19 protein-coding genes and 1 other annotated feature are annotated in these 19,232 nt (G+C 53.4%); of the genes, 18 read left to right on the top strand and 1 reads right to left on the bottom strand.

What is annotated here, in order from left to right; translation table 11 throughout:
* The first annotated feature begins 9 nt into the window (after positions 1-9).
* The 15 genes from DNH61_RS20520 (at position 10) to DNH61_RS20450 (ending at position 14,868) form a co-directional block, all read left to right on the top strand.
* Positions 10-753 (top strand): cell division protein FtsQ/DivIB, encoded by a 744-nt coding sequence (locus DNH61_RS20520; RefSeq protein WP_111148696.1) that lies wholly within the window; start codon positions 10-12, stop codon positions 751-753.
* Positions 754-1,038: 285 nt separating this feature from the next.
* A complete protein-coding gene (gene ftsA, locus DNH61_RS20515; RefSeq protein WP_111148695.1) occupies positions 1,039-2,286 on the top strand; it encodes a cell division protein FtsA in 1,248 nt (415 codons plus the stop codon).
* Positions 2,287-2,301: 15 nt separating this feature from the next.
* Entirely contained in the window at positions 2,302-3,432 is a 1,131-nt protein-coding gene (gene ftsZ / locus DNH61_RS20510) for a cell division protein FtsZ (RefSeq protein ID WP_111148694.1), read from the top strand.
* 383 nt (positions 3,433-3,815) lie between these two features.
* Positions 3,816-4,733 carry a sigma-E processing peptidase SpoIIGA gene (gene spoIIGA / locus DNH61_RS20505; RefSeq protein ID WP_245948277.1) on the top strand — a complete coding sequence of 306 codons (918 nt, stop codon included), beginning with the start codon at positions 3,816-3,818 and terminating at the stop codon, positions 4,731-4,733.
* A gap of 41 nt (positions 4,734-4,774) precedes the next feature.
* Positions 4,775-5,497 carry an RNA polymerase sporulation sigma factor SigE gene (gene sigE / locus DNH61_RS20500; protein WP_111148692.1) on the top strand — a complete coding sequence of 241 codons (723 nt, stop codon included), beginning with the start codon at positions 4,775-4,777 and terminating at the stop codon, positions 5,495-5,497.
* 327 nt (positions 5,498-5,824) lie between these two features.
* On the top strand, positions 5,825-6,607 hold the full coding sequence (gene sigG, locus DNH61_RS20495; RefSeq protein WP_111148843.1) for an RNA polymerase sporulation sigma factor SigG: 783 nt from the start codon (positions 5,825-5,827) through the stop codon (positions 6,605-6,607).
* A gap of 178 nt (positions 6,608-6,785) precedes the next feature.
* A complete protein-coding gene (locus DNH61_RS20490; RefSeq protein ID WP_111148842.1) occupies positions 6,786-7,058 on the top strand; it encodes a YlmC/YmxH family sporulation protein in 273 nt (90 codons plus the stop codon).
* 64 nt (positions 7,059-7,122) lie between these two features.
* Positions 7,123-7,971, top strand: coding sequence for a peptidoglycan editing factor PgeF (gene pgeF, locus DNH61_RS20485; protein ID WP_111148691.1), 849 nt, complete (start codon positions 7,123-7,125; stop codon positions 7,969-7,971).
* A 19-nt stretch (positions 7,972-7,990) separates the two neighbouring features.
* Complete coding sequence (locus DNH61_RS20480; protein WP_111148690.1) at positions 7,991-8,713, top strand: YggS family pyridoxal phosphate-dependent enzyme; 723 nt, start codon at positions 7,991-7,993, stop codon at positions 8,711-8,713.
* A complete protein-coding gene (locus DNH61_RS20475; RefSeq protein WP_111148689.1) occupies positions 8,710-9,177 on the top strand; it encodes a cell division protein SepF in 468 nt (155 codons plus the stop codon). Before DNH61_RS20480 ends, DNH61_RS20475 begins: the two co-directional genes overlap by 4 nt.
* Positions 9,178-9,181: 4 nt before the next feature.
* Positions 9,182-9,454: a YggT family protein gene (locus DNH61_RS20470; protein WP_111148688.1), complete on the top strand. Its 273-nt coding sequence runs from the start codon at positions 9,182-9,184 to the stop codon at positions 9,452-9,454.
* Position 9,455: 1 nt separating this feature from the next.
* Positions 9,456-10,241 (top strand): YlmH family RNA-binding protein, encoded by a 786-nt coding sequence (locus DNH61_RS20465; protein ID WP_111148687.1) that lies wholly within the window; start codon positions 9,456-9,458, stop codon positions 10,239-10,241.
* Between the two features lie 152 nt (positions 10,242-10,393).
* On the top strand, positions 10,394-10,891 hold the full coding sequence (locus DNH61_RS20460; protein WP_111148686.1) for a DivIVA domain-containing protein: 498 nt from the start codon (positions 10,394-10,396) through the stop codon (positions 10,889-10,891).
* Between the two features lie 105 nt (positions 10,892-10,996).
* Positions 10,997-11,276, top strand: a binding site (T-box leader).
* Positions 11,277-11,331: 55 nt separating this feature from the next.
* Positions 11,332-14,421: an isoleucine--tRNA ligase gene (gene ileS, locus DNH61_RS20455; protein ID WP_111148685.1), complete on the top strand. Its 3,090-nt coding sequence runs from the start codon at positions 11,332-11,334 to the stop codon at positions 14,419-14,421.
* 120 nt (positions 14,422-14,541) lie between these two features.
* A complete protein-coding gene (locus tag DNH61_RS20450) occupies positions 14,542-14,868 on the top strand; it encodes a DUF5665 domain-containing protein (protein WP_111148684.1) in 327 nt (108 codons plus the stop codon).
* Between the two features lie 118 nt (positions 14,869-14,986).
* Here DNH61_RS20450 and DNH61_RS20445 read toward each other — a convergent pair whose 3' ends face one another.
* The gene (locus tag DNH61_RS20445) at positions 14,987-15,712 is read right to left on the bottom strand and encodes a TraR/DksA C4-type zinc finger protein (RefSeq protein WP_111148683.1); all 726 of its coding nucleotides are present in this window, start codon (positions 15,710-15,712) and stop codon (positions 14,987-14,989) included.
* A 249-nt stretch (positions 15,713-15,961) separates the two neighbouring features.
* Here DNH61_RS20445 and lspA point away from each other — a divergent pair, with 249 nt between their 5' ends.
* The 3 genes from lspA to DNH61_RS20430 all read left to right on the top strand — a co-directional run bounded on the left by lspA (position 15,962) and on the right by DNH61_RS20430 (position 18,898).
* Positions 15,962-16,501, top strand: a complete 540-nt coding sequence (gene lspA / locus DNH61_RS20440) for a signal peptidase II (protein ID WP_111148682.1) — start codon at positions 15,962-15,964, stop codon at positions 16,499-16,501.
* Positions 16,458-17,426: an RluA family pseudouridine synthase gene (locus tag DNH61_RS20435; protein WP_111148681.1), complete on the top strand. Its 969-nt coding sequence runs from the start codon at positions 16,458-16,460 to the stop codon at positions 17,424-17,426. Before lspA ends, DNH61_RS20435 begins: the two co-directional genes overlap by 44 nt.
* Before the next feature lie 236 nt (positions 17,427-17,662).
* On the top strand, positions 17,663-18,898 hold the full coding sequence (locus tag DNH61_RS20430) for an LL-diaminopimelate aminotransferase (RefSeq protein WP_111148680.1): 1,236 nt from the start codon (positions 17,663-17,665) through the stop codon (positions 18,896-18,898).
* Positions 18,899-19,232 lie beyond the last annotated feature (334 nt).

Here is a 19,232-nt window from a genome sequence, read left to right as displayed (position 1 = left end):
GGACAAGTTATGCCGGATCAGATGCCAGTACTACGTGAACCAAAGCCTGCGCGAAGAGCAAACCGCAAGCTGCTGGCTATCATTCTGTTATTATTCGTCGTGCTGCTCTCTGTACTGTTTTTCCGTTCATCGATCAGCAAGATATCATCGGTCACGGTTACCGGCCATCAGCATATTAGCACTGCTGAGATCCAAAAGGCTGCCGGGATTGCCGTTGGTGATCCGTTCTTCTATCCGGGTGAGTCGGAGTATGCAAAGCGGATTAAGCAGCTCAAGTCGGTCGAGGAAGTTGAGGTAATCAAATCATTTCCCGGGGTTGTTCACATAACCGTCAAGGAATATCCGACCGTTGCTTTTGAGCTGTCGGATAAAGGCGAGATATCGGCTATTTTGTCTAACGGCACTATTCTGCCGGCAGGCAGCAATTATGTTGTGGATAAGCCCGTACTCAGCGGCTGGCCTGCTGACGATCCTGTTCGTGAGGAGCTTACCGCCAAGCTGGCTGATATCCCTCCCGACCTGCTGGCTGATTTTTCTGAGATCATGCCCTTTCCTTCTAATTCATATGCTGACAGGATCAGAATATATACCCGGACGAAGTTTGAAATTATAACAGCCGTTTCGCTGCTGCCGGAGAAGGTGGAAACGATCAAGGCGGTTATTGAAACACAGGACCCCGGAAGTGTGACGCTGCTGCTGTCAGACCGCTATGTGCCTTATGTTTCCGAGGATGAAGAGGAGCAGGAGCAGTAAAAAGAGACTACTCAACGGCAATAAACAGTGGTACAATTTTATTTATGGGTTTGACAGAATCTTGGTTTTTTGCTAGCTGTGCGGATGTTACATGTTAGAAAGAAAATATTGGCAGAGCGGAAAAGGCAAAAAAATTGTAGAAAAAAGAGGGAAAATATAAAGGGCGTTGAATTAGTAGTACAGTGTCTGCACTACTACAGATATGTTAGTATTATATGATGTACTCTTAATAACTATAATTAACCATTGAAATCAACATTTATTGTGAAACGGAGGTGCCATGGGTTGAGCAGTAATGACATCATTGTCAGTTTGGACATCGGTACATCCAAAGTTCGTGTTATTATTGGCGAAGTGACTAACGGAGCCATTAATATTATAGGGGTTGGATCTGCCGACTCGGAGGGTATACGCAAGGGAGCTATCGTTGATATCGACCAGACCGTCCAGTCGATCCGCAATGCGGTTGATCATGCTGAGCGCATGGTTGGTATAGAAATATCCGACGTATATGTAGGCATTCAAGGCAATCACATCGCCCTGCAAACGAACCATGGAGTTGTTGCCGTATCGAACGAGGATCGGGAGATCGGTGAAGAGGATATCGAACGTGTGCTGCAGGCGGCCAAGGTCGTGGCACTGCCGCCCGAGAGGGAAATAATCGGCCTCGTTCCTAAGCAGTTCCTGGTGGACGGGCTGGATGGCATATCCGACCCGCGCGGGATGATTGGCGTCAGACTGGAAGTGGAAGCAACGGTTATAACCGGTGCGAAGACCGCGATACATAACCTGATGCGCTGTGTGGAGAAGGCGGAGCTGCAAATTTCGGGCGTCATCCTGATGTCGCTCGCTTCCGGGCAGATGGCACTTACCAAGGACGAGAAGAACATGGGTACGGTCCTGGTTGATGTCGGTGCCGGGTCCTGTACGATTGCCGTGTTTGATCAAGGCAATCTGGTTGGTACATCGACACTGCCGGTCGGCGGCGAGTATGTAACCAACGACATTTCGTATGGACTGCGCACGCAGACCGAGCAGGCGGAGAAGATCAAGCTCAAGTTTGGCTGTTCGCTCGTGGATGATGCGGCGGAGGATCAGAAGTTTAAGGTTATGCGTATGGGCAGCAATGTGGAGAAGGAATTCACCCAGGTGGATTTGGCTAACATTATTGAGCCGCGAATGCAGGAAATCTTCCATTTGGTACGCCAGGAAGTACGCCGGATGGGCTTTGGCGATAAGGTGAACGGCTATGTGCTGACCGGGGGCTCCGTGTCGATGTCCGGTGTTCTTCCCCTCGCACAGAGCGAGCTGGAGGCAACCGTACGGATTGCTGTGCCTGATTATATCGGTGTCCGTGATCCGGCATACACGAGCGGGGTTGGCATGATTCAGTATGTCTCCCGCTACATGCGAGTCCGCTCAGGCGGTTCACCCAAAAAATCGGCTGCCCGCAAGCAGGGGCCGACGACATCTGCGCCATCCAAGCCTGGGCTGTTCGAACGGCTGAAAAATATGTTTAGCGAATTCATTTGATCGGGGGAAACATAAATGTTGGAATTCGATTTTGATATGGAACAACTGGCGCAGATAAAAGTCATCGGTGTTGGCGGCGGCGGCAGCAATGCGGTTAACCGGATGATTGAGAATGGCGTCAAGGGCGTGGAGTTTATTACGGTAAACACAGACGCACAGGCGCTTCATATAGCAAAATCAGAGCAGAAGCTTCAAATCGGGGACAAGCTTACCCGCGGTCTCGGCGCCGGCGCCAATCCGGAGGTCGGCAAGAAAGCAGCCGAGGAATCACGTGATATGATTGCTAACACGTTGAAAGGTGCAGATATGGTGTTCGTCACTGCTGGTATGGGCGGCGGCACCGGAACGGGTGCTGCACCGGTCATTGCAGAGATTGCCCGCGAATGCGGCGCTCTGACGGTTGGCGTAGTAACCCGTCCATTCACCTTCGAAGGACGCAAGCGTTCCGGACAGGCGGATCTCGGCATCGAAGCACTGAAGGAGAAGGTAGACACGCTTATCGTCATTCCGAACGACCGTCTGCTGGAAATCGTCGATAAGAAGACGCCCATGCTGGAGGCCTTCCGCGAAGCGGATAATGTGCTCCGTCAGGCTGTACAGGGCATATCGGACCTCATTGCTGAACCGAGTCTGATCAACCTGGACTTTGCCGACGTAAAGACCATTATGACCGAGCGCGGCTCGGCGCTGATGGGGATCGGGGAAGCAAGCGGCGAGAACCGCGCTGCAGAAGCAGCCCGCAAGGCAATTATGAGCCCGCTGCTGGAGACGTCCATTGACGGTGCCAGAGGGATTATCATGAATATTACCGGCGGAGCTAACCTGTCACTCTATGAAGTTAATGAGGCGGCCGAGATTGTCATTTCCGCTTCCGATCCAGAGGTCAATATGATTTTCGGTGCCAGCATCAATGAAGACATGAAGGATGATATCAAGGTAACGGTTATTGCGACCGGCTTTGAGCTCAAGCCTCCTGCCAGCCTTCGCCGCAATCCTGCACAAGGACAGCAGCAGGGTGCCGAGCAGCAGTCTTCGGAATCGCGTCCGGCCAGCGCTTCGAACCTGAAGCCGTTTGGCGGTGGTGTATCAAGTGACCAGCTTGATATCCCGGCTTTCTTGCGCAATCGTCCTCGCGGCGACCGTTAATTCGTACTAGACTTGATAAGCAGCTGTTCTCTTCGGGATCTCCCGTAAGAGGACAGCTTTTTTTATACCCCGAGCCGTAAACCAGGTACTCCGCCATCAGCCCGTCATCATGAAAGTCTTCTTTATGTAAATCTCTTAACCGGCTGTCGAGCCTTTGTCAGCAGGTACGACAGCATTCTTGTTCCGTTCCGGCTGTTCAGCGCAGGGCCTGCCGATTATCCGCGTTCTTTCTTCCGCCCCGACAAAAAAAGATCGGGCATGACGGCATGTTTAGACAGACATTGAAATATGATTTTACTATACTAATCTCAACCGTTCCCATAACGATAAGGGTGCCTCAAGGACTGAGGCAGGCAGGAGGGTGAGTCCCGCTGGTCGTCTATGTGGATCTTGTTTTTTTTACAAACCTGCTCATTGATGGAGCGGTTTTGCTGACGACGGCCTGGGTAAGGGGCCTTCGTCCACAGCTGCTTCGCTTGTCAGCTGCAGCAGTGCTGGGTGCTTTGTATGTTGTGATGATGTTTGTCCCGCCGCTATCCTTCCTGTACACGTTCCTGCTCAAATTTGCCCTGTCTCTGCTCATGCTGTGGACGGCGTTCGGGTATGCGAGCCTTCAGCATTTCATCCGTAACGTAGCCGCCTTCTATGGAGTCAATTTTGCTGCCGCTGGGGGTGTGCTCGGGTTTCACTATTTATTGCAAAGCTCCGGAGAGCTGTGGGATGGTCTGTGGTTTACTCGGACAGGCGGGCTGGGATTTGAACTGCAGCTGGGCCTGCTGTTTGTTGCCGGGACATGTGCCGTTTCCTTGCTGATCTACCGGTATGTCTGGAGCAGCCGCCGCAAGACTGAGCGCGTGCAGGGACATCTCGCGGATGTTACGGTCAAGATAGGGGATCAGGAGCGGTGCTGCACCGGCCTGATCGACACGGGCAATCAGCTGTATGACCCGCTTACTAGAACGCCCGTCATGGTTATGGAAGCTTCGCTATGGCAATCAGAGCTGCCGCCTGGCTGGATCAAACGGATCAGAGATTCCGAAGTCGATCTGCTGCTGGCTGGACTGGAGCATGATGACAGCCCCTGGCGTGACCGTCTGCGGCTTGTGCCTTACCGGGGCATTAATAAGGGAACACAATTCATGCTGGCGCTAAAACCGGACCGTGTCATTGTAGCGCACAGCGGTCAAGTCTATGAAACTCACAAGGTACTGATTGGTTTGGATGGAGGAAAGCTGGTTTCAGACGGCACCTATCAGGCAATCATTCATCCGCTGCTGGTGGAAAGCCTGGAGGCCGGCTGAACGGCCACTACATTATGCATTACGGGGAGGACTGGCTTTACATGGTCGTGAAATGGAAATTGATCCTGCAGTTATATTATTACCGGATTTTATTTTTATTCGGGCTGAAGAGCGATGAGATTTATTATATCGGCGGGAGTGAGGCGCTGCCGCCGCCGCTGACACGGGAGGAAGAGGAGTTCTTGCTCGCCAAGCTGTCCTCAGGGGACACGGCAATCCGTGCCATGCTGATTGAGCGGAATCTCCGCCTGGTCGTCTATATTGCCAGGAAATTTGAGAACACGGGTATTCACATCGAGGATCTGGTATCCATCGGGGCGATCGGTCTGATCAAAGCGGTGAATACCTTTGACCCGGAGAAGAAGATCAAGCTTGCGACCTACGCTTCCCGCTGTATTGAGAACGAAATCCTGATGTACCTGCGGCGCAACAGCAAGATTCGGACGGAGGTCTCCTTCGATGAGCCGCTAAATATCGACTGGGACGGTAATGAGCTGCTGCTCTCGGATGTGCTCGGGACCGAGAATGACACGATTTACCGGAATATTGAGGAGCAGGTGGACCGGAAGCTGCTGCATAAGGCGCTGGAGAAGCTGTCCGAACGGGAGCGGACCATTATGGAGCTGCGCTTCGGACTGACGGACGGCGAGGAGAAGACCCAGAAGGACGTCGCTGATCTGCTCGGCATATCCCAGTCGTATATCTCCAGGCTGGAGAAGCGGATCATCAAGCGTCTGCGTAAGGAATTTAACAAGATGGTCTAGCCCAGGCCGGGCGACGAACAGAAGGAGTATGGCACACGCCATGCTCCTTCTTGTATATTTGTTCACCAAGAAGTGAAAAAAACACTCTGCAAGGCGACTAACCGCTTGTCTGGCAAGGCTTCCGGCAGTGTAGACGGACCACAACAGGAACGGGGTGACAAAGCCCTGCTGAAAGCGATTAAAAGCTTGACAGATCAAGCATTTTCCACGTTGAATGATCGGTGTTCAGCTGTCCTGCAGAGATGTTCTGGTGCCTTGTGAGCTGGAATAAAAAAGAAGGCCAAGGGGATAATGTACATTAATGTTTCTCCTTGGGAGGTAATCACGTTGACCCGAAATAAAGTTGAGATCTGTGGAGTGGATACCGCTAAACTGCCCGTACTGACGAATGCCGAGATGAGAGAACTGTTCACGGCACTGCAAACACGCAACGAGCTGGCAGCAAGAGAGAAATTAGTAAACGGCAACTTGCGGCTGGTGCTCAGTGTCATCCAGCGGTTCAACAACCGGGGCGAGTTTGTGGATGATCTGTTTCAAGTCGGCTGTATCGGGCTGATGAAGGCTATCGATAATTTTGATCTGGGGCAGAACGTCAAGTTCTCCACATACGCAGTCCCGATGATTATTGGGGAAATCCGCCGTTATTTGCGTGACAACAATCCGATTCGTGTATCCAGAAGCCTTAGGGATATCGCCTATAAAGCACTTCAGGTCAGGGACAGCCTGACCAACCAGAATTCACGTGAGCCAACGATCTTCGAGATCTCCGAAGCGCTGAATGTGCCGAAGGAGGATGTAGTGTTCGCGCTTGATGCTATCCAAGACCCGGTGTCGCTGTTCGAGCCGATCTATCATGACGGAGGAGACCCCATCTATGTGATGGACCAGATCAGTGATGACAAGAACAAGGATGTATCCTGGATCGAGGAAATTGCCCTCCGGGAGGCTATGCATAAGCTCGGTGACAGGGAAAAAATGATTTTATCGATGCGTTTTTTTGAAGGGAAAACCCAGATGGAAGTAGCCGATGAGATCGGCATATCGCAGGCGCAGGTTTCCAGACTTGAGAAGTCAGCCATTCAGCAGATGCAAAAGCATGTCAAAACCTGATTGACAGGCAGCCAGGCCGCTTATCGCTCACACGAAGCTCCTCCGTCCTCAGGACGGCGGAGCCGTTTACTTTTTTTGGCCAGTAATTTTAGTGAGCATATGCCAGCGTTTAATCATATAGTGTATAGAGGGGGATAAGGCTTCTACCCATCTTGATGCGGGGCTGGTGACGGCATTGGTGAAGATATCAGATTTTCAAACGAAGGACGTCATCAATATCGTGGACGGCAGGAAGCTCGGCCAGATCAGTGACCTGGAGCTGGACTTAAGGCAGGGGCGCATTGATTCCATTGTGGTCCCGAATTATACGAAGTTCTTCGGCTTGTTCGGGGGCGGAACGGAAGTAGTCATCCCTTGGCGGAATATTGTCAAGATTGGGACTGATGTTGTCCTTGTACGGCTTGATGATACGAAGGCATACCGGCAGGATGATGAGGAGGCTGCCCGCTGACGGGAACAGCTGCTCGCCGCCGCTCCCGAACCTGCGGTACACTGGGCAGGAGGTGATATGCGCGATGGAGCCTTTTGTGCGACAAACGAATGATGGCAAGCCATCCTTACATATGCTGCAAAGCTGGATCGAAGAGATGCCGGGGTTAACCGCTGGCATTACCGGCCGTGAAGGGGGCGTCAGCGGGGAGCCGTGGCGTTCGCTTAACTGTGCCTTTCATGTTGGTGATGACCCCGAAGCGGTCATCCGCAACCGCCAGCTGGTAACCGAAGCGCTGGGCTGGACGCTTGAGGCCTGGACATGTGCCGAGCAGGTGCATGGAACAGCTGTTTTCCGGGTAATGGGGAAGGACAGGGGCAGCGGGTCGGTTAGCAGAGAGTCGGCCATACCCGGGGCGGATGCAATTATGACTGATGTTCCCGGTGTCCTGCTGGCTTCGTTTTACGCGGATTGTGTGCCGCTCTTCTTCCTGGATCCTGTTAACCATGCGGCTGCGCTGGCCCATGCCGGCTGGAAGGGAACTGTCGGTGGAATTGCGCGAAATACGATTGAGGCGATGTCTTCGGCCTATGGCACAGATCCGGCTTCGCTCCGCTGCGCGATTGGCCCTTCTATAGGCGCCTGCTGCTATGAGGTGTATGGGCCGGTCAAGGAGCAGATAACGGAAGCCGCAGAGCGCCTGTCTGAGGAAAACGGCACGCCGGCGGATACATTGGTTACACGGACGGGTGACGGGACGGCAAGGGTTAACTTGAAAGAAATAAACCGACAGATTATGATAAAAGCAGGAATATTGGCGACGAACATCGAAATAACGAAGCAGTGCACAGGCTGTCTGACCGGAGAGTTCTATTCCCATCGTGTTGAACAGGGCCGGGCAGGACGGATGGCCAGCTTTATCGGGTTTGCGTAAGGAGAGGTGAGAAGGACCATTGTCAGCAGCAGACAGACTTCATGAAGTGGACCGCCGGATAACGGAGGCATGCCAGCGGAGCGGGCGGGAACGCTCAGAGGTTGGCGTGATTGCCGTGACCAAATATGTATCGGCTCCTGCCGTGTTTGAGGTGCTGCGCACCGGTTTAAAGCATCTGGGGGAGAACCGCTGGCAGAACGCCGAGAGCAAGTGGCGGGCGGTAGAGGAAGCGTCCGTGAGCGATCCGGCAGTCGGACAAGCGGTATGGCATTTTATCGGATCGCTGCAGACGAACAAAGTGAAGGAAGTAGTAGGCAGGTTTACATACATCCATTCGCTGGACAGGCTGTCGCTTGCCAAAGCAATTGACAAGCAGGCGGAGCAGCTGGGTATTCGCGTTCCCTGCTTCGTACAGGTTAATGTGTCCGGCGAGGATTCCAAGCATGGCCTGGCGCCCGGCGGACTCGAGGACTTCATACGTCAGATCGCGGACTTCCAGCATCTCGAGGTAGCGGGGCTGATGACAATGGCTCCTTATGAAGCAGAACCGGAGGCTACGCGGCCGGTGTTCCGCGGGCTTCGGGAGCTGCGGGACAAGCTCAATGCTAGCGGTCTGCTGTCCTATGAAGTGAAGCATTTATCCATGGGTATGTCGAATGACTTTGATATTGCGGTTGAAGAAGGAGCTACCTGGCTCAGGCTGGGGAGCATTCTCGTAGGGAAAGAGGAGGGTGTACGATGAGTGTGATGAACCGGTTTATGAATTTCCTTGGTCTGCAGGAGGAAGAGGAGATTATTGAGCGTGAACGCGGGCTTGAACGGAATCAAGGCCAGCAGGACGCGGAGCAGGAAATTGAAACCCCGGCGTTCGAGCAGCGTAAGAATACGAAAGGGGCCAACGTCGTCAGCATCCACTCACAGAAGAATGTACGTGTTGTCCTGAACGAGCCCCGCACCTACGACGAAGCTCAGGAAATTGCGGACCACCTTCGCAGCAGGCGGTCGGTCATCGTCAATCTGCAGCGCGTTCGCAAGGAGCATGCCGTCCGTATTGTCGATTTCCTAAGCGGCACAGTCTATGCGCTCAATGGCAGCATCTCGAAGCTCGGCCCGAACATCTTTCTATGCACGCCAGATTCCGTTGAAATCCAGGGCTCCATTACAGATATGCTGGCGGACGACCCGAACTACAATCAAATGAGGTGACTTAGTGTATCAAATAGAAGCGTTTATTTGGCGAGCTCAAGATATTTACTCGTTCATTATCATTGCTTACATCCTGCTGTCCTGGCTGCCGAATGCCCGGGAGAGCTTCATCGGTGAATTTCTTGGCAAACTGGTAGAGCCTTACCTTGCTCCATTCCGCCGTATTATCCCGCCTATCGGCGGCATGCTGGATATTTCGCCCATTGTCGCACTCTTCGCCCTTCGCTTCATCGCAGCGGGCTTGATTGCGGTCATCAGGTTCTTCGTAGGCGGTTAGAATGAGCAATCACGAAATCTATACACATTTCCATCCCGATGAGCGGGCTTTTGTCGATAAGGCGATGGAATGGGTGGAACGGGCGGCGGTCGGCCATGAAGACCGCCGTACGGATTTCCTGGATCCAAGACAGTCTTTTATTCTGACTACGCTTGCCAACCGTGAGCCTGACGCCCTGCTTCGTCTTGAAGGCGGTTATCCGGAAGCGGAACGGAAGCGAGCGATCATCGTTCCTGCTTACCGTGATCCCCAGTATGAGCCGGCAGGCATCGTAGTGCTGGCGGTCCGTTCAGGCGACAATCGTCACCTGGAGCTGGATCACGGCGATTATATGGGAGCGATACTTGGCCTTGGCATTAAGCGGGATGTGATCGGGGACATCCATGTGCATGAGGATGGCTGTCATTGTCTGGTGACAGAGGAATTTGCGGATTTTCTGAATATACATCTGCGGCAAGTACACCGGGTTCATGTCCTCACGGACATTCTTCCGATCGATCAGCTGAAGGCGGTTAAACCGGATTTGGAAGAAATGAACTTTACGGTGGCTTCTTTGCGTCTTGACGGGATATGCAGCGATGTTTACCGGATCAGCCGGGCCAAAATCGTCGACCCGATCCGGGCCGGCCGCTGCCGGGTGAACTGGAAGGTGACCGAGGACCCGTCCGCCCAGCTTCGCGAGGGTGATATTATCTCATTCCACGGGCTGGGCAGGTTCAAGATGCTGGCTGTGGAAGGGCTGACGAAGAAGGGAAGAATCCGGGTGAAGGTCGGGAAGTTCATCTAAACCCGGCCTTCATTACGTCTCCTTGCTTCTACGTGCCTCATGCGAAAAAATATAATGAAATTGACCCCATGTGCAGGAATTTGGATGGTTCTGTCGAATCCCTCCTTATATAATCTGCAGCCTAAACCGTCACTCATATAGGAGGTGCGCCAATGCCGCTAACGCCATTGGACATACATAACAAAGAATTCGGGCGCCGACTGCGCGGCTACGATGAAGATGAGGTCAACGAATTTCTAGACCAGGTAATCAAGGATTATGAGGCGCTTATCCGTGAGAACAAGGAGCTTCAGAACCAGGTGCTGAACCTTCAGGAGAAGCTGAATCATTTTGCTAATATCGAAGAAACGCTCAGCAAGACGATTATCGTGGCCCAGGAGGCCGCCGATGAAGTCAAGAACAACTCCAAGAAGGAAGCACAGCTGATCGTCAAGGAAGCCGAGAAGAATGCGGACCGGATCATTAATGAAGCCTTGTCCAAGTCGCGTAAGGTGGCGCTTGAGGTAGAGGAGCTCAAGAAGCAGGCGTCGATCTACAGAGCTCGCTTTAAGACGCTCGTAGAGGCACAGCTCGACCTGCTGAGTAACGAAGGCTGGGATTCACTGGAGGGTGAAGCGCCGCGCCGCCGTGAGGCGCTCGAACAGGATTAGGATCTGGAAGCGTACGGCTGTCCCGGCAGGTTGACAAACGGGCTTCCAAACGCGTATAACTATAGTATTGACCGACACAATGGTCGACAAGGAATCGAATTTCCATGAACTTCGTTGACGGGAACAAGTAAGCCGCAGCCCTGTCCCCCAGAGAGCCGGTAACCGCTGAAAGCCGGTGTTCAGCCTGCAGCCGAATATCATCCCCGAGAAGCTCCGCCGAAACGTAATTAAGCGGAGCCGGTTATCCGCCGTTACAGGGAATGCGGGCAGTTGATGCCCGCAGCTAAGGAGCTGTTGTTCGTAACCGGTCTGGCACGGATCATCTGTGTGCTTCCGGCGTTCAGCGGAATTAGGGTGGTAACGCGAGTTCAAGCTCGTCCCTTTATCAGGGGCGGGCTTTTTTGTATGTTAAATTCAGGATACGGGAGTGAGCCGAAAGCATGGAACGCGTAGACGTGAAAGAGAAGGCAAGGGCGCGTGAGTCAAGAATATTGGATAAATGGAGACAGGAAGACACCTTCAAGGCATCAATCGAGAACCGTGACGGACATCCGCATTTCGTCTTCTATGAAGGGCCGCCGACTGCTAATGGAGCACCGCATATCGGCCACGTGCTAGGGCGGGTAATCAAGGATTTTATCTGCCGTTACAAGACGATGTCCGGTTACAAGGTGCTGCGCAAGGCCGGTTGGGATACGCATGGCCTTCCGGTTGAGCTTGGCGTTGAGAAGCAGCTTGGCATCTCGGGCAAGCAGGAGATCGAGAATTATGGAGTCGAAGCCTTCGTTAACAAGTGCAAGGACAGCGTCTTTGAATATGAGCGCCAGTGGCGCGAGCTGACAGAAGCGATCGCTTACTGGACCGATATGGACAATCCGTATATCACGCTGAAGAACAGCTATATCGAGAGTGTATGGCATATCCTGTCCACCATCCACAAGAAAGGCCTGCTGTACCGGGGACACCGGGTAAGCCCGTACTGTCCGGACTGCCAGACCACTCTAAGCTCCCATGAGGTTGCGCAGGGCTATGAAGATGTAAAGGATCTGAGCGCGACGGTCAAGTTCAAGCTTGCTTCAGGCGAATCGATTCTGGCATGGACGACGACGCCGTGGACTCTTCCGTCTAACGTTGCGCTTGCAGTGAACCCGGAGCTAATCTATGTGAAGGTGAAGAAGGACGGGGAAACTTATATCGTCGCCGAGGCGCTTGCGGAAAGCGTGATGAAGGAGAACTTCGAGATTGTCTCCAGCCTGAAGGGCGCAGAACTGGTGGGCCTGTCCTACGAGCCGCCGTTCCGTTACGTATCGGTGGAGAAGGGGCATATCGTCATTGCCGGCGATTTTGTCAGTGATACAAGCGGTACGGGTATCGTTCATATTGCGCCAGCGCACGGCGAGGACGACTACCGCGTATGCCGCCAAAACGGCATCAGCATGCTGAGCGTTGTCAACAGTGAAGGCAAGTATACGGCTGAAGTTACCGACCTGGCAGGCCGCTTCGTGAAAGACTGCGATGTGGATATTGTGAAGATGCTCAGCGAGCGCGGGCTTCTGTTCTCGAAGGAGCGCTATGAGCACAGCTATCCGTTCTGCTGGCGCTGTAAATCGCCGCTGCTCTATTACGCAACAGAAAGCTGGTTTATTGAAACGACTGCGGTCAAGGATCAGCTGATCGCCAACAACAATGGGGTTGACTGGTATCCGGGCCATATCCGCGAAGGCCGCTTCGGCAAATTCCTCGAGGATCTGGTGGACTGGAATATCAGCCGGAACCGGTACTGGGGAACGCCGCTTAATGTATGGGTGTGCAGCTCATGTAAAGGTGAATATGCGCCGGGCAGCCTGGCCGATCTCAGAGCAAGAGCAGCAGGGCCGGTTGCTGAGGATTTGGAGCTTCACAAGCCTTATGTGGATGAGGTGCATCTGAACTGTCCTCACTGTGAGGGCGGCGTCATGACAAGGACTTCGGAAGTAATCGACGTGTGGTTCGACAGCGGCTCCATGCCGTTCGCCCAGTACCATCAGCCGTTTGAGAATGAGGAGCTGTTCGCTTCCCAGTACCCGGCTGATATGATCTGCGAGGGCATCGACCAGACGCGCGGCTGGTTCTTCAGCCTGCTGGCTGTATCGACCCTGTATAACGGCAAGGCACCTTATAAGGCCGTTATATCGACCGGACACATCCTGGACGAGAACGGTCAGAAGATGTCCAAGTCCAAAGGCAATGTAATCGATCCATGGGAAATTATCAATGAATATGGAACGGATGCCTTCCGCTGGGCTCTGCTCTCGGACAGCGCGCCTTGGAACAGCAAGCGCTTCTCACGGGGTATTGTAGGGGAGGCGAAGTCGAAGGTTATCGACACGATCGTCAACACACACGCCTTCTATGCGCTGTATGCTTCCATCGACGGCTTCGATCCGGCACAGCATCCGCATGCCGTATCGGGCAACAAGCTGGACCGCTGGATTCTGTCCCGTCTGAACAGCCTGATTAAGCTGGTGACCAAGGGATTGGATGCGAATGACTTCCTGAACCCGGCGAAGGCGATCGAAGGGTTCGTGGATGAAATGAGCAACTGGTATATCCGCCGTTCCCGTGACCGCTTCTGGGGAAGCGGCCTGACAGAGGATAAAGTGTTCGCCTATCAGACGCTCCGTACGGTGCTCCTGACGCTGTCGAGGATCATTGCTCCGTATGCGCCGCTTATTGCCGAGGATGTATACGGCAATCTTGGCGGAGGCAAGAGTGTCCATCTGGACGATTATCCGAAGGCGGATGAAGCTGCAATCGACCTGACACTGGAGCGGGATATGGAAACCGCTCGCCAGATCGTCGAGCTGGCCCGTAATGTCCGGAATGAGGCGGCAATCAAGACGAGACAGCCGCTCTCCGAGCTCATAGTCTCGCTGGACCGTGATTTCGACCTGACGGACTACGAAGCGATTATCAAGGATGAGATCAACGTAAAGACCATTGTGATGGAGAGCAGCGACAGCGGCTTTGTGGATTTCGCATTCAAGCTGAACCTTAAGGCGGCCGGCAAGAAGTACGGCAAGCAGGTCGGTCCGATTCAAGGCTATCTTAAATCGCTGTCGCCGGATGAGACACGCGAGGCTGTTCAGAAGGGCGGATTAACGTTCACAACAGCGGAAGGCGAGCAGCTGGAGATTGGCTTGGATGAGCTGCTGGTTGAGAAGCAGGCAAAATCCGGCTTTGCATCAGCCTCGGGCTATCAGCTTACCGTCGCGCTTAACACTGATATAACCCCAGAGCTGGAGCAGGAAGGATGGGTGCGGGAGGTTATCCGTGCCGTTCAGGATACCCGCAAGAAGCTTGATCTGCCGATTGAGAAGCGTGTGCATGTCACGCTGGATGTGGACGATGAACTGCGGGCAGCTCTGGAGGCCTTCGAGAATGTACTGTTCGACAGCGTACTGCTGACCGGTGTAACGTATGACCGGGTGGACGGCATGGAGAGCGTGCAGCTCGGAGAGAAGACCATCGGAATTTACATTGCCTCATAAGGGCATAATAGGCATCACAACGATAGGAAACGAGCTTGAGCATTTCCCTTCCTGCCTCTCTTGCAAGAGAGCAGGACGGGATAGCCGGCTCGTTTTTCGCATCGAAAGGAGGCCTTGGTTATGAGCGGAAAGACCGAGGAGATGGACGGCGTGAAGCAGTCCCTGAATACGTTGAGGACCAGATTGGAGCGTATATCCGACGACATGGAAAGGGCGAAGATCGCCGAATATGTAGATCTGCTCAATCGTCCGGTTTCGCTGATGTGGCGGAATCTGCTCGGCGGCACGGCACGCGGTGTCGGAATCGCGATCGGATTTACGTTCTTTGCCGCAACCATTCTCTATATGCTGCAGATGCTGGGCAAGCTGAATCTCCCGATTATCGGAGATTATATTGCGGATATTGTCCGCATTGTACAGCATCAGCTGGAAGGCAGAGCTTATTAAGAAGCCGTTCTGGTTGGCGGTAACCAGGACATTGGAGAAGACCCGGCAGCTTAAAGCCGCCGGGCCTTGGAACGTTAGCAAGCGTGAGTAGACCGGATAACCGGCTCTTTAGTCCAGCTTAGTCTTCCTCATTCGTACCCGCCTCGAGCAGCGGATCGCCTTCGCCGCTTTCGAGGTACTGGCGGTACTTCCGGCTGCGCACGACGGAAACATGAGTCCCGGTTATATCTGTAGCAAGGAAGCTTTCGATGGGCTCTACAAAGCCTTCATTCTCGTCGGCTTCGATCATGAATTTCTCATATTCAATATCCGTGTCTTCGGCGAGTGCTGGCGTATTGGAATTGCCCCAGCTCTCTACAATCTGCCAGGCATCCTCTCCGTCGAAGCCGGCATACGAGCTTTGTTCATCCAGACTGGAGCGCCCGAAAGGCGGATTTAGAAACTCCTCTTCCACGGAACGGTGATGGGACTCATCCCGCTGTGGGGAATGCTCAACACAATAGAGCGTTTCAGGAAGAGCCTGGAGCCGTTCAAGCGGAATAGGATTCCCGCAGGAACGGCACAGGCCATACTCGCCCTTATTCATCGCCTCAAGTGCTTCATCAATGCGGGCCAGATGCAGCTCATCCTGCTCGAGCAGTGCGATGTCCTTGCCCCGTTCATACGTCTCGGTTGCCAAATCGCCGGGATGGTTGTCGATGGGAGACAGTTCGCCGGTCAGCACGCGCTGGGAATCACCCAAGCCGTAATGCTCATTGTCGATGAGCTTCTGCTCGATGCGCTGACGGTCCTCGATGAGCTGGTTCCGAAGCCCGGCCACAGCCTGCTTGGTCAATGGGTTCATGGACGTGTCCTCCTTTACGTCTGTTAAGCATTAGCCTGCACCTAATGAGCTTATTTTAGAAGAGCGGGACACTACGATTGATTGGTGCTTATGGCAGCATTATTCGCTCGGACCATATGCAGGGTTTGTTCCCCGGCATTGTCCGGGTGGACGCGCTATGCTACAATATTTTGGGTATATGCATTTTGGCCGCGAGAGCGGGTGCAGAAGAGCCGGCCCTAACCGGTGAGACAGGCGGAGGCGAAGCGAGTGAAGGGGTATTATTATTGGATTGCACTGGCCGTGTTCATAATTGACCAGGTCACGAAGAGGATTATTGCAACACAGCTGGAACTGGCCGAGCAAATCCCGGTGATTGGCAACTTTTTCATTATCACATCCCACCGGAATCCCGGCGCGGCGTTCGGCATACTGAAAGAGCAAACGACGCTCTTCATTATCGTAACGCTTCTCGTAGTAGCCGGCATTATATGGTACATACAGAAGAATCGTCATTCCGGCAACACGATGCTGCTGGTCGCGCTTGGACTGGTGCTCGGCGGTGCCTTCGGTAATTTTCTGGATCGTGCGCTATACGGAGAGGTTGTTGATTTCCTGCAGTTTAATTTCGGCTCGTATACCTTCCCGATCTTCAACGTTGCGGATATGGGCATTGTAATCGGTGTGGGCCTGATACTGCTGGATACCATTCTTGATATGAAGAATGACTACAATAAGACCAAACAGGATGGAGCTGCCGCTGAAGATGAAACAAGACGAAACGCAGACCCCGACGAATCTGTCCGCTGATCAAGCAGAGGAACTGCTGGAATGGATTGTGGCGGATACGTTTGCGGGAGACCGGATCGATAAATATGTAACGGAAGCGTACGGTGAGGAAGGGACCTCCCGGACACAAATCCAGGAATGGATTAAGTCTGGCGCGGTCAAGGTGAATGGTCTGACTGTTAAGTCCAATTACAAGATCGCTGAAGGAGACCGGGTGACCGTACAGCCGCCAGAGCCGGAAGAGACCGAGATTCTGCCGGAGGACATTCCGCTGGATATCGTGTACGAAGACGAGGATGTTATTGTAATCAACAAGCCGAGAGGGATGGTTGTCCATCCGGCGCTGGGGCATTCCTCGGGCACAGTCGTAAATGCGCTGCTGCATCATTGCAAGGATCTGTCGGGAATCAACGGTGTCAAACGGCCGGGAATAGTACACCGGATTGATAAGGATACCTCGGGCCTGCTGATGGCAGCCAAGAACGATATGGCTCATGCCTCGCTAGCCGGGCAGCTCAAGGAACATACCGTTACCCGCAAGTACATAGCGCTGGCACACGGCATCATTCCGCATGACCACGGTACAATTGACGCGCCAATCGGGAGGGACCCACAGGACCGCAAGCTGTTTATGGTAACGGACCGCGGGGCCAAGCACGCAGTTACGCACTTCCTTGTATTGGAGCGGATCATTGATTATACGCTGCTTGAGCTTCGGCTGGAGACCGGGCGCACGCATCAAATCCGTGTTCATATGAAATATATCGGGCATCCGCTGGCCGGTGATCCGGTATACGGCAGAGCGAAGACGGTCGATCTGAAGGGGCAGGCTCTGCATGCTGCAGTCCTAGGTTTCATCCATCCCCGCACAGGGGAGGAGCTGGTGTTTGAAGCACCGCTGCCGCAGGATTTTGAAGACGTGCTCCACGCGCTCCGTACCAGGTAATAAGGGCATCAACTGCCTTGCGCGTTTAAGCAGGAGCTTTCTCCTGGCGTTTAACAGGTATGAAGTCCATGCGTACAAATAGTGCAAACTTTCGATTAGATTCTGCATTATGCGTCGGGGTAAAGTAAGCTATGCTAGTGAAAATGAAGCCGGTTCTACTAGGCCGGAGGGATGGGCGTTTCGAGACAATTGCAGTAGCGGGCCCCATATTATACAGAAGAAAGGTGATTAAACACATGGCAACGATTAATCAAAACTTCCTGCAGCTGCAGGGCAGCTACCTCTTTTCCGAAATTGCAAAGCGCAGAACCAAATTTATCGAAGAGAACCCCAATGCGCAAATTATCAGCTTGGGTATTGGCGACGTAACTCGCGGTCTTCCTGAAGCTGTTACGAAAGCGATGCATTCGGCGGTGGATGAGCTTGCTCAGTCCAATTCTTTCCGCGGCTATGGTCCTGAGCAGGGGTATGATTTTCTGCTGGAAGCGATCATTCAGAATGACTACAAGGCACGCGGAATCGACCTTCAGATGAATGAAGTATTCGTCAGCGACGGTTCCAAATGTGATGTCGGCAACATTCAGGAGATCTTCAGCCAGGATGCGGTCGTTGCGGTACAAGACCCGGTATACCCGGTTTATGTAGATACGAACGTTATGGCAGGCCGTTCCGGTTCGTTTAATAAAGAGAAGAACCAATATGAGAACATTGTGTACCTGCGCTGCGATGCGGACAACAACTTCAAGCCGGAGCTGCCGTCCCGCAAAGTCGATCTGATCTATCTCTGCTATCCGAACAACCCGACGGGCATGACGCTCACGAAGGAAGAGCTGAAGAAGTGGGTCGATTACGCGAAGGAAAACAACAGCATCATTCTGTTCGACTCCGCTTACGAGGCCTTTATCCAAGAGGAAGATGTGCCGCACAGCATCTATGAAGTGGAAGGCGCGAAGGAAGTGGCGATCGAATTCCGCAGCTTCTCGAAGACAGCTGGCTTCACGGGTGTACGCTGTGCTTACACCGTTGTGCCTCGCGAGCTTAAGGCCAAGGACGCAGACGGCAATGATGTAACGGTTGCCGACCTGTGGAACCGCCGCCACACAACGAAGTTCAATGGCGTGTCCTACGTGACTCAGCGTGGCGCTGCTGCCATCTATTCGCCGGAAGGCAAGGAGCAGATCAATTCGCTTGTCGACTACTACATGACCAACGCTGGCATTATCCGCGACGGACTGAAGTCGCTTGGCCTGGATGTCTATGGCGGCGTCAATGCGCCTTACATCTGGCTGAAGACGCCGAGCGGGCTCGATTCCTGGGCATTCTTCGACAAGCTGCTTGGTGAAGCGAACATCGTGGGTACACCAGGGGTTGGCTTTGGGCAGGCTGGCCAAGGCTACTTCCGCTTGACGGCGTTTGGCAGCCGCGAGAATACGGAAGCAGCGGTAGAGCGGATCCGCAAGCTGAGCCTGTAAATCATAGCAAGAAACGGATGTGAAGAGGAGGCAGCGGCCCGGCAATTGCCGGGATGCTCGCCTCCTCTTGACTTCTTCTCCCGGTCATGGCATAATTCTACTAACTTCATAACAGCAGTACCTTTAACTCAGTCCCGTGAGGCTGGCAAGGTAACGTGAATTGCAATTGGAACGCCCCGATAATCAGGGAGCGGATGGTTCCTCATACCCATCTGCCCTGCACTCTCGGTGTCCCTTCCTTATGCGCGCCGACTCCTTGCGAACAGCAAGGAGTTTTTTTATGGCCAATTGCGGGAACCATCAGGTGAAGGCATGCTGTACGGCAGAAGGGAGC

Origin of the sequence: Paenibacillus sambharensis (genome assembly GCF_003233845.1) — a bacterium.
Classification (GTDB): domain Bacteria; phylum Bacillota; class Bacilli; order Paenibacillales; family Paenibacillaceae; genus Paenibacillus_I; species Paenibacillus_I sambharensis.
This window is presented reverse-complemented; position numbering and strand designations above follow the sequence as displayed.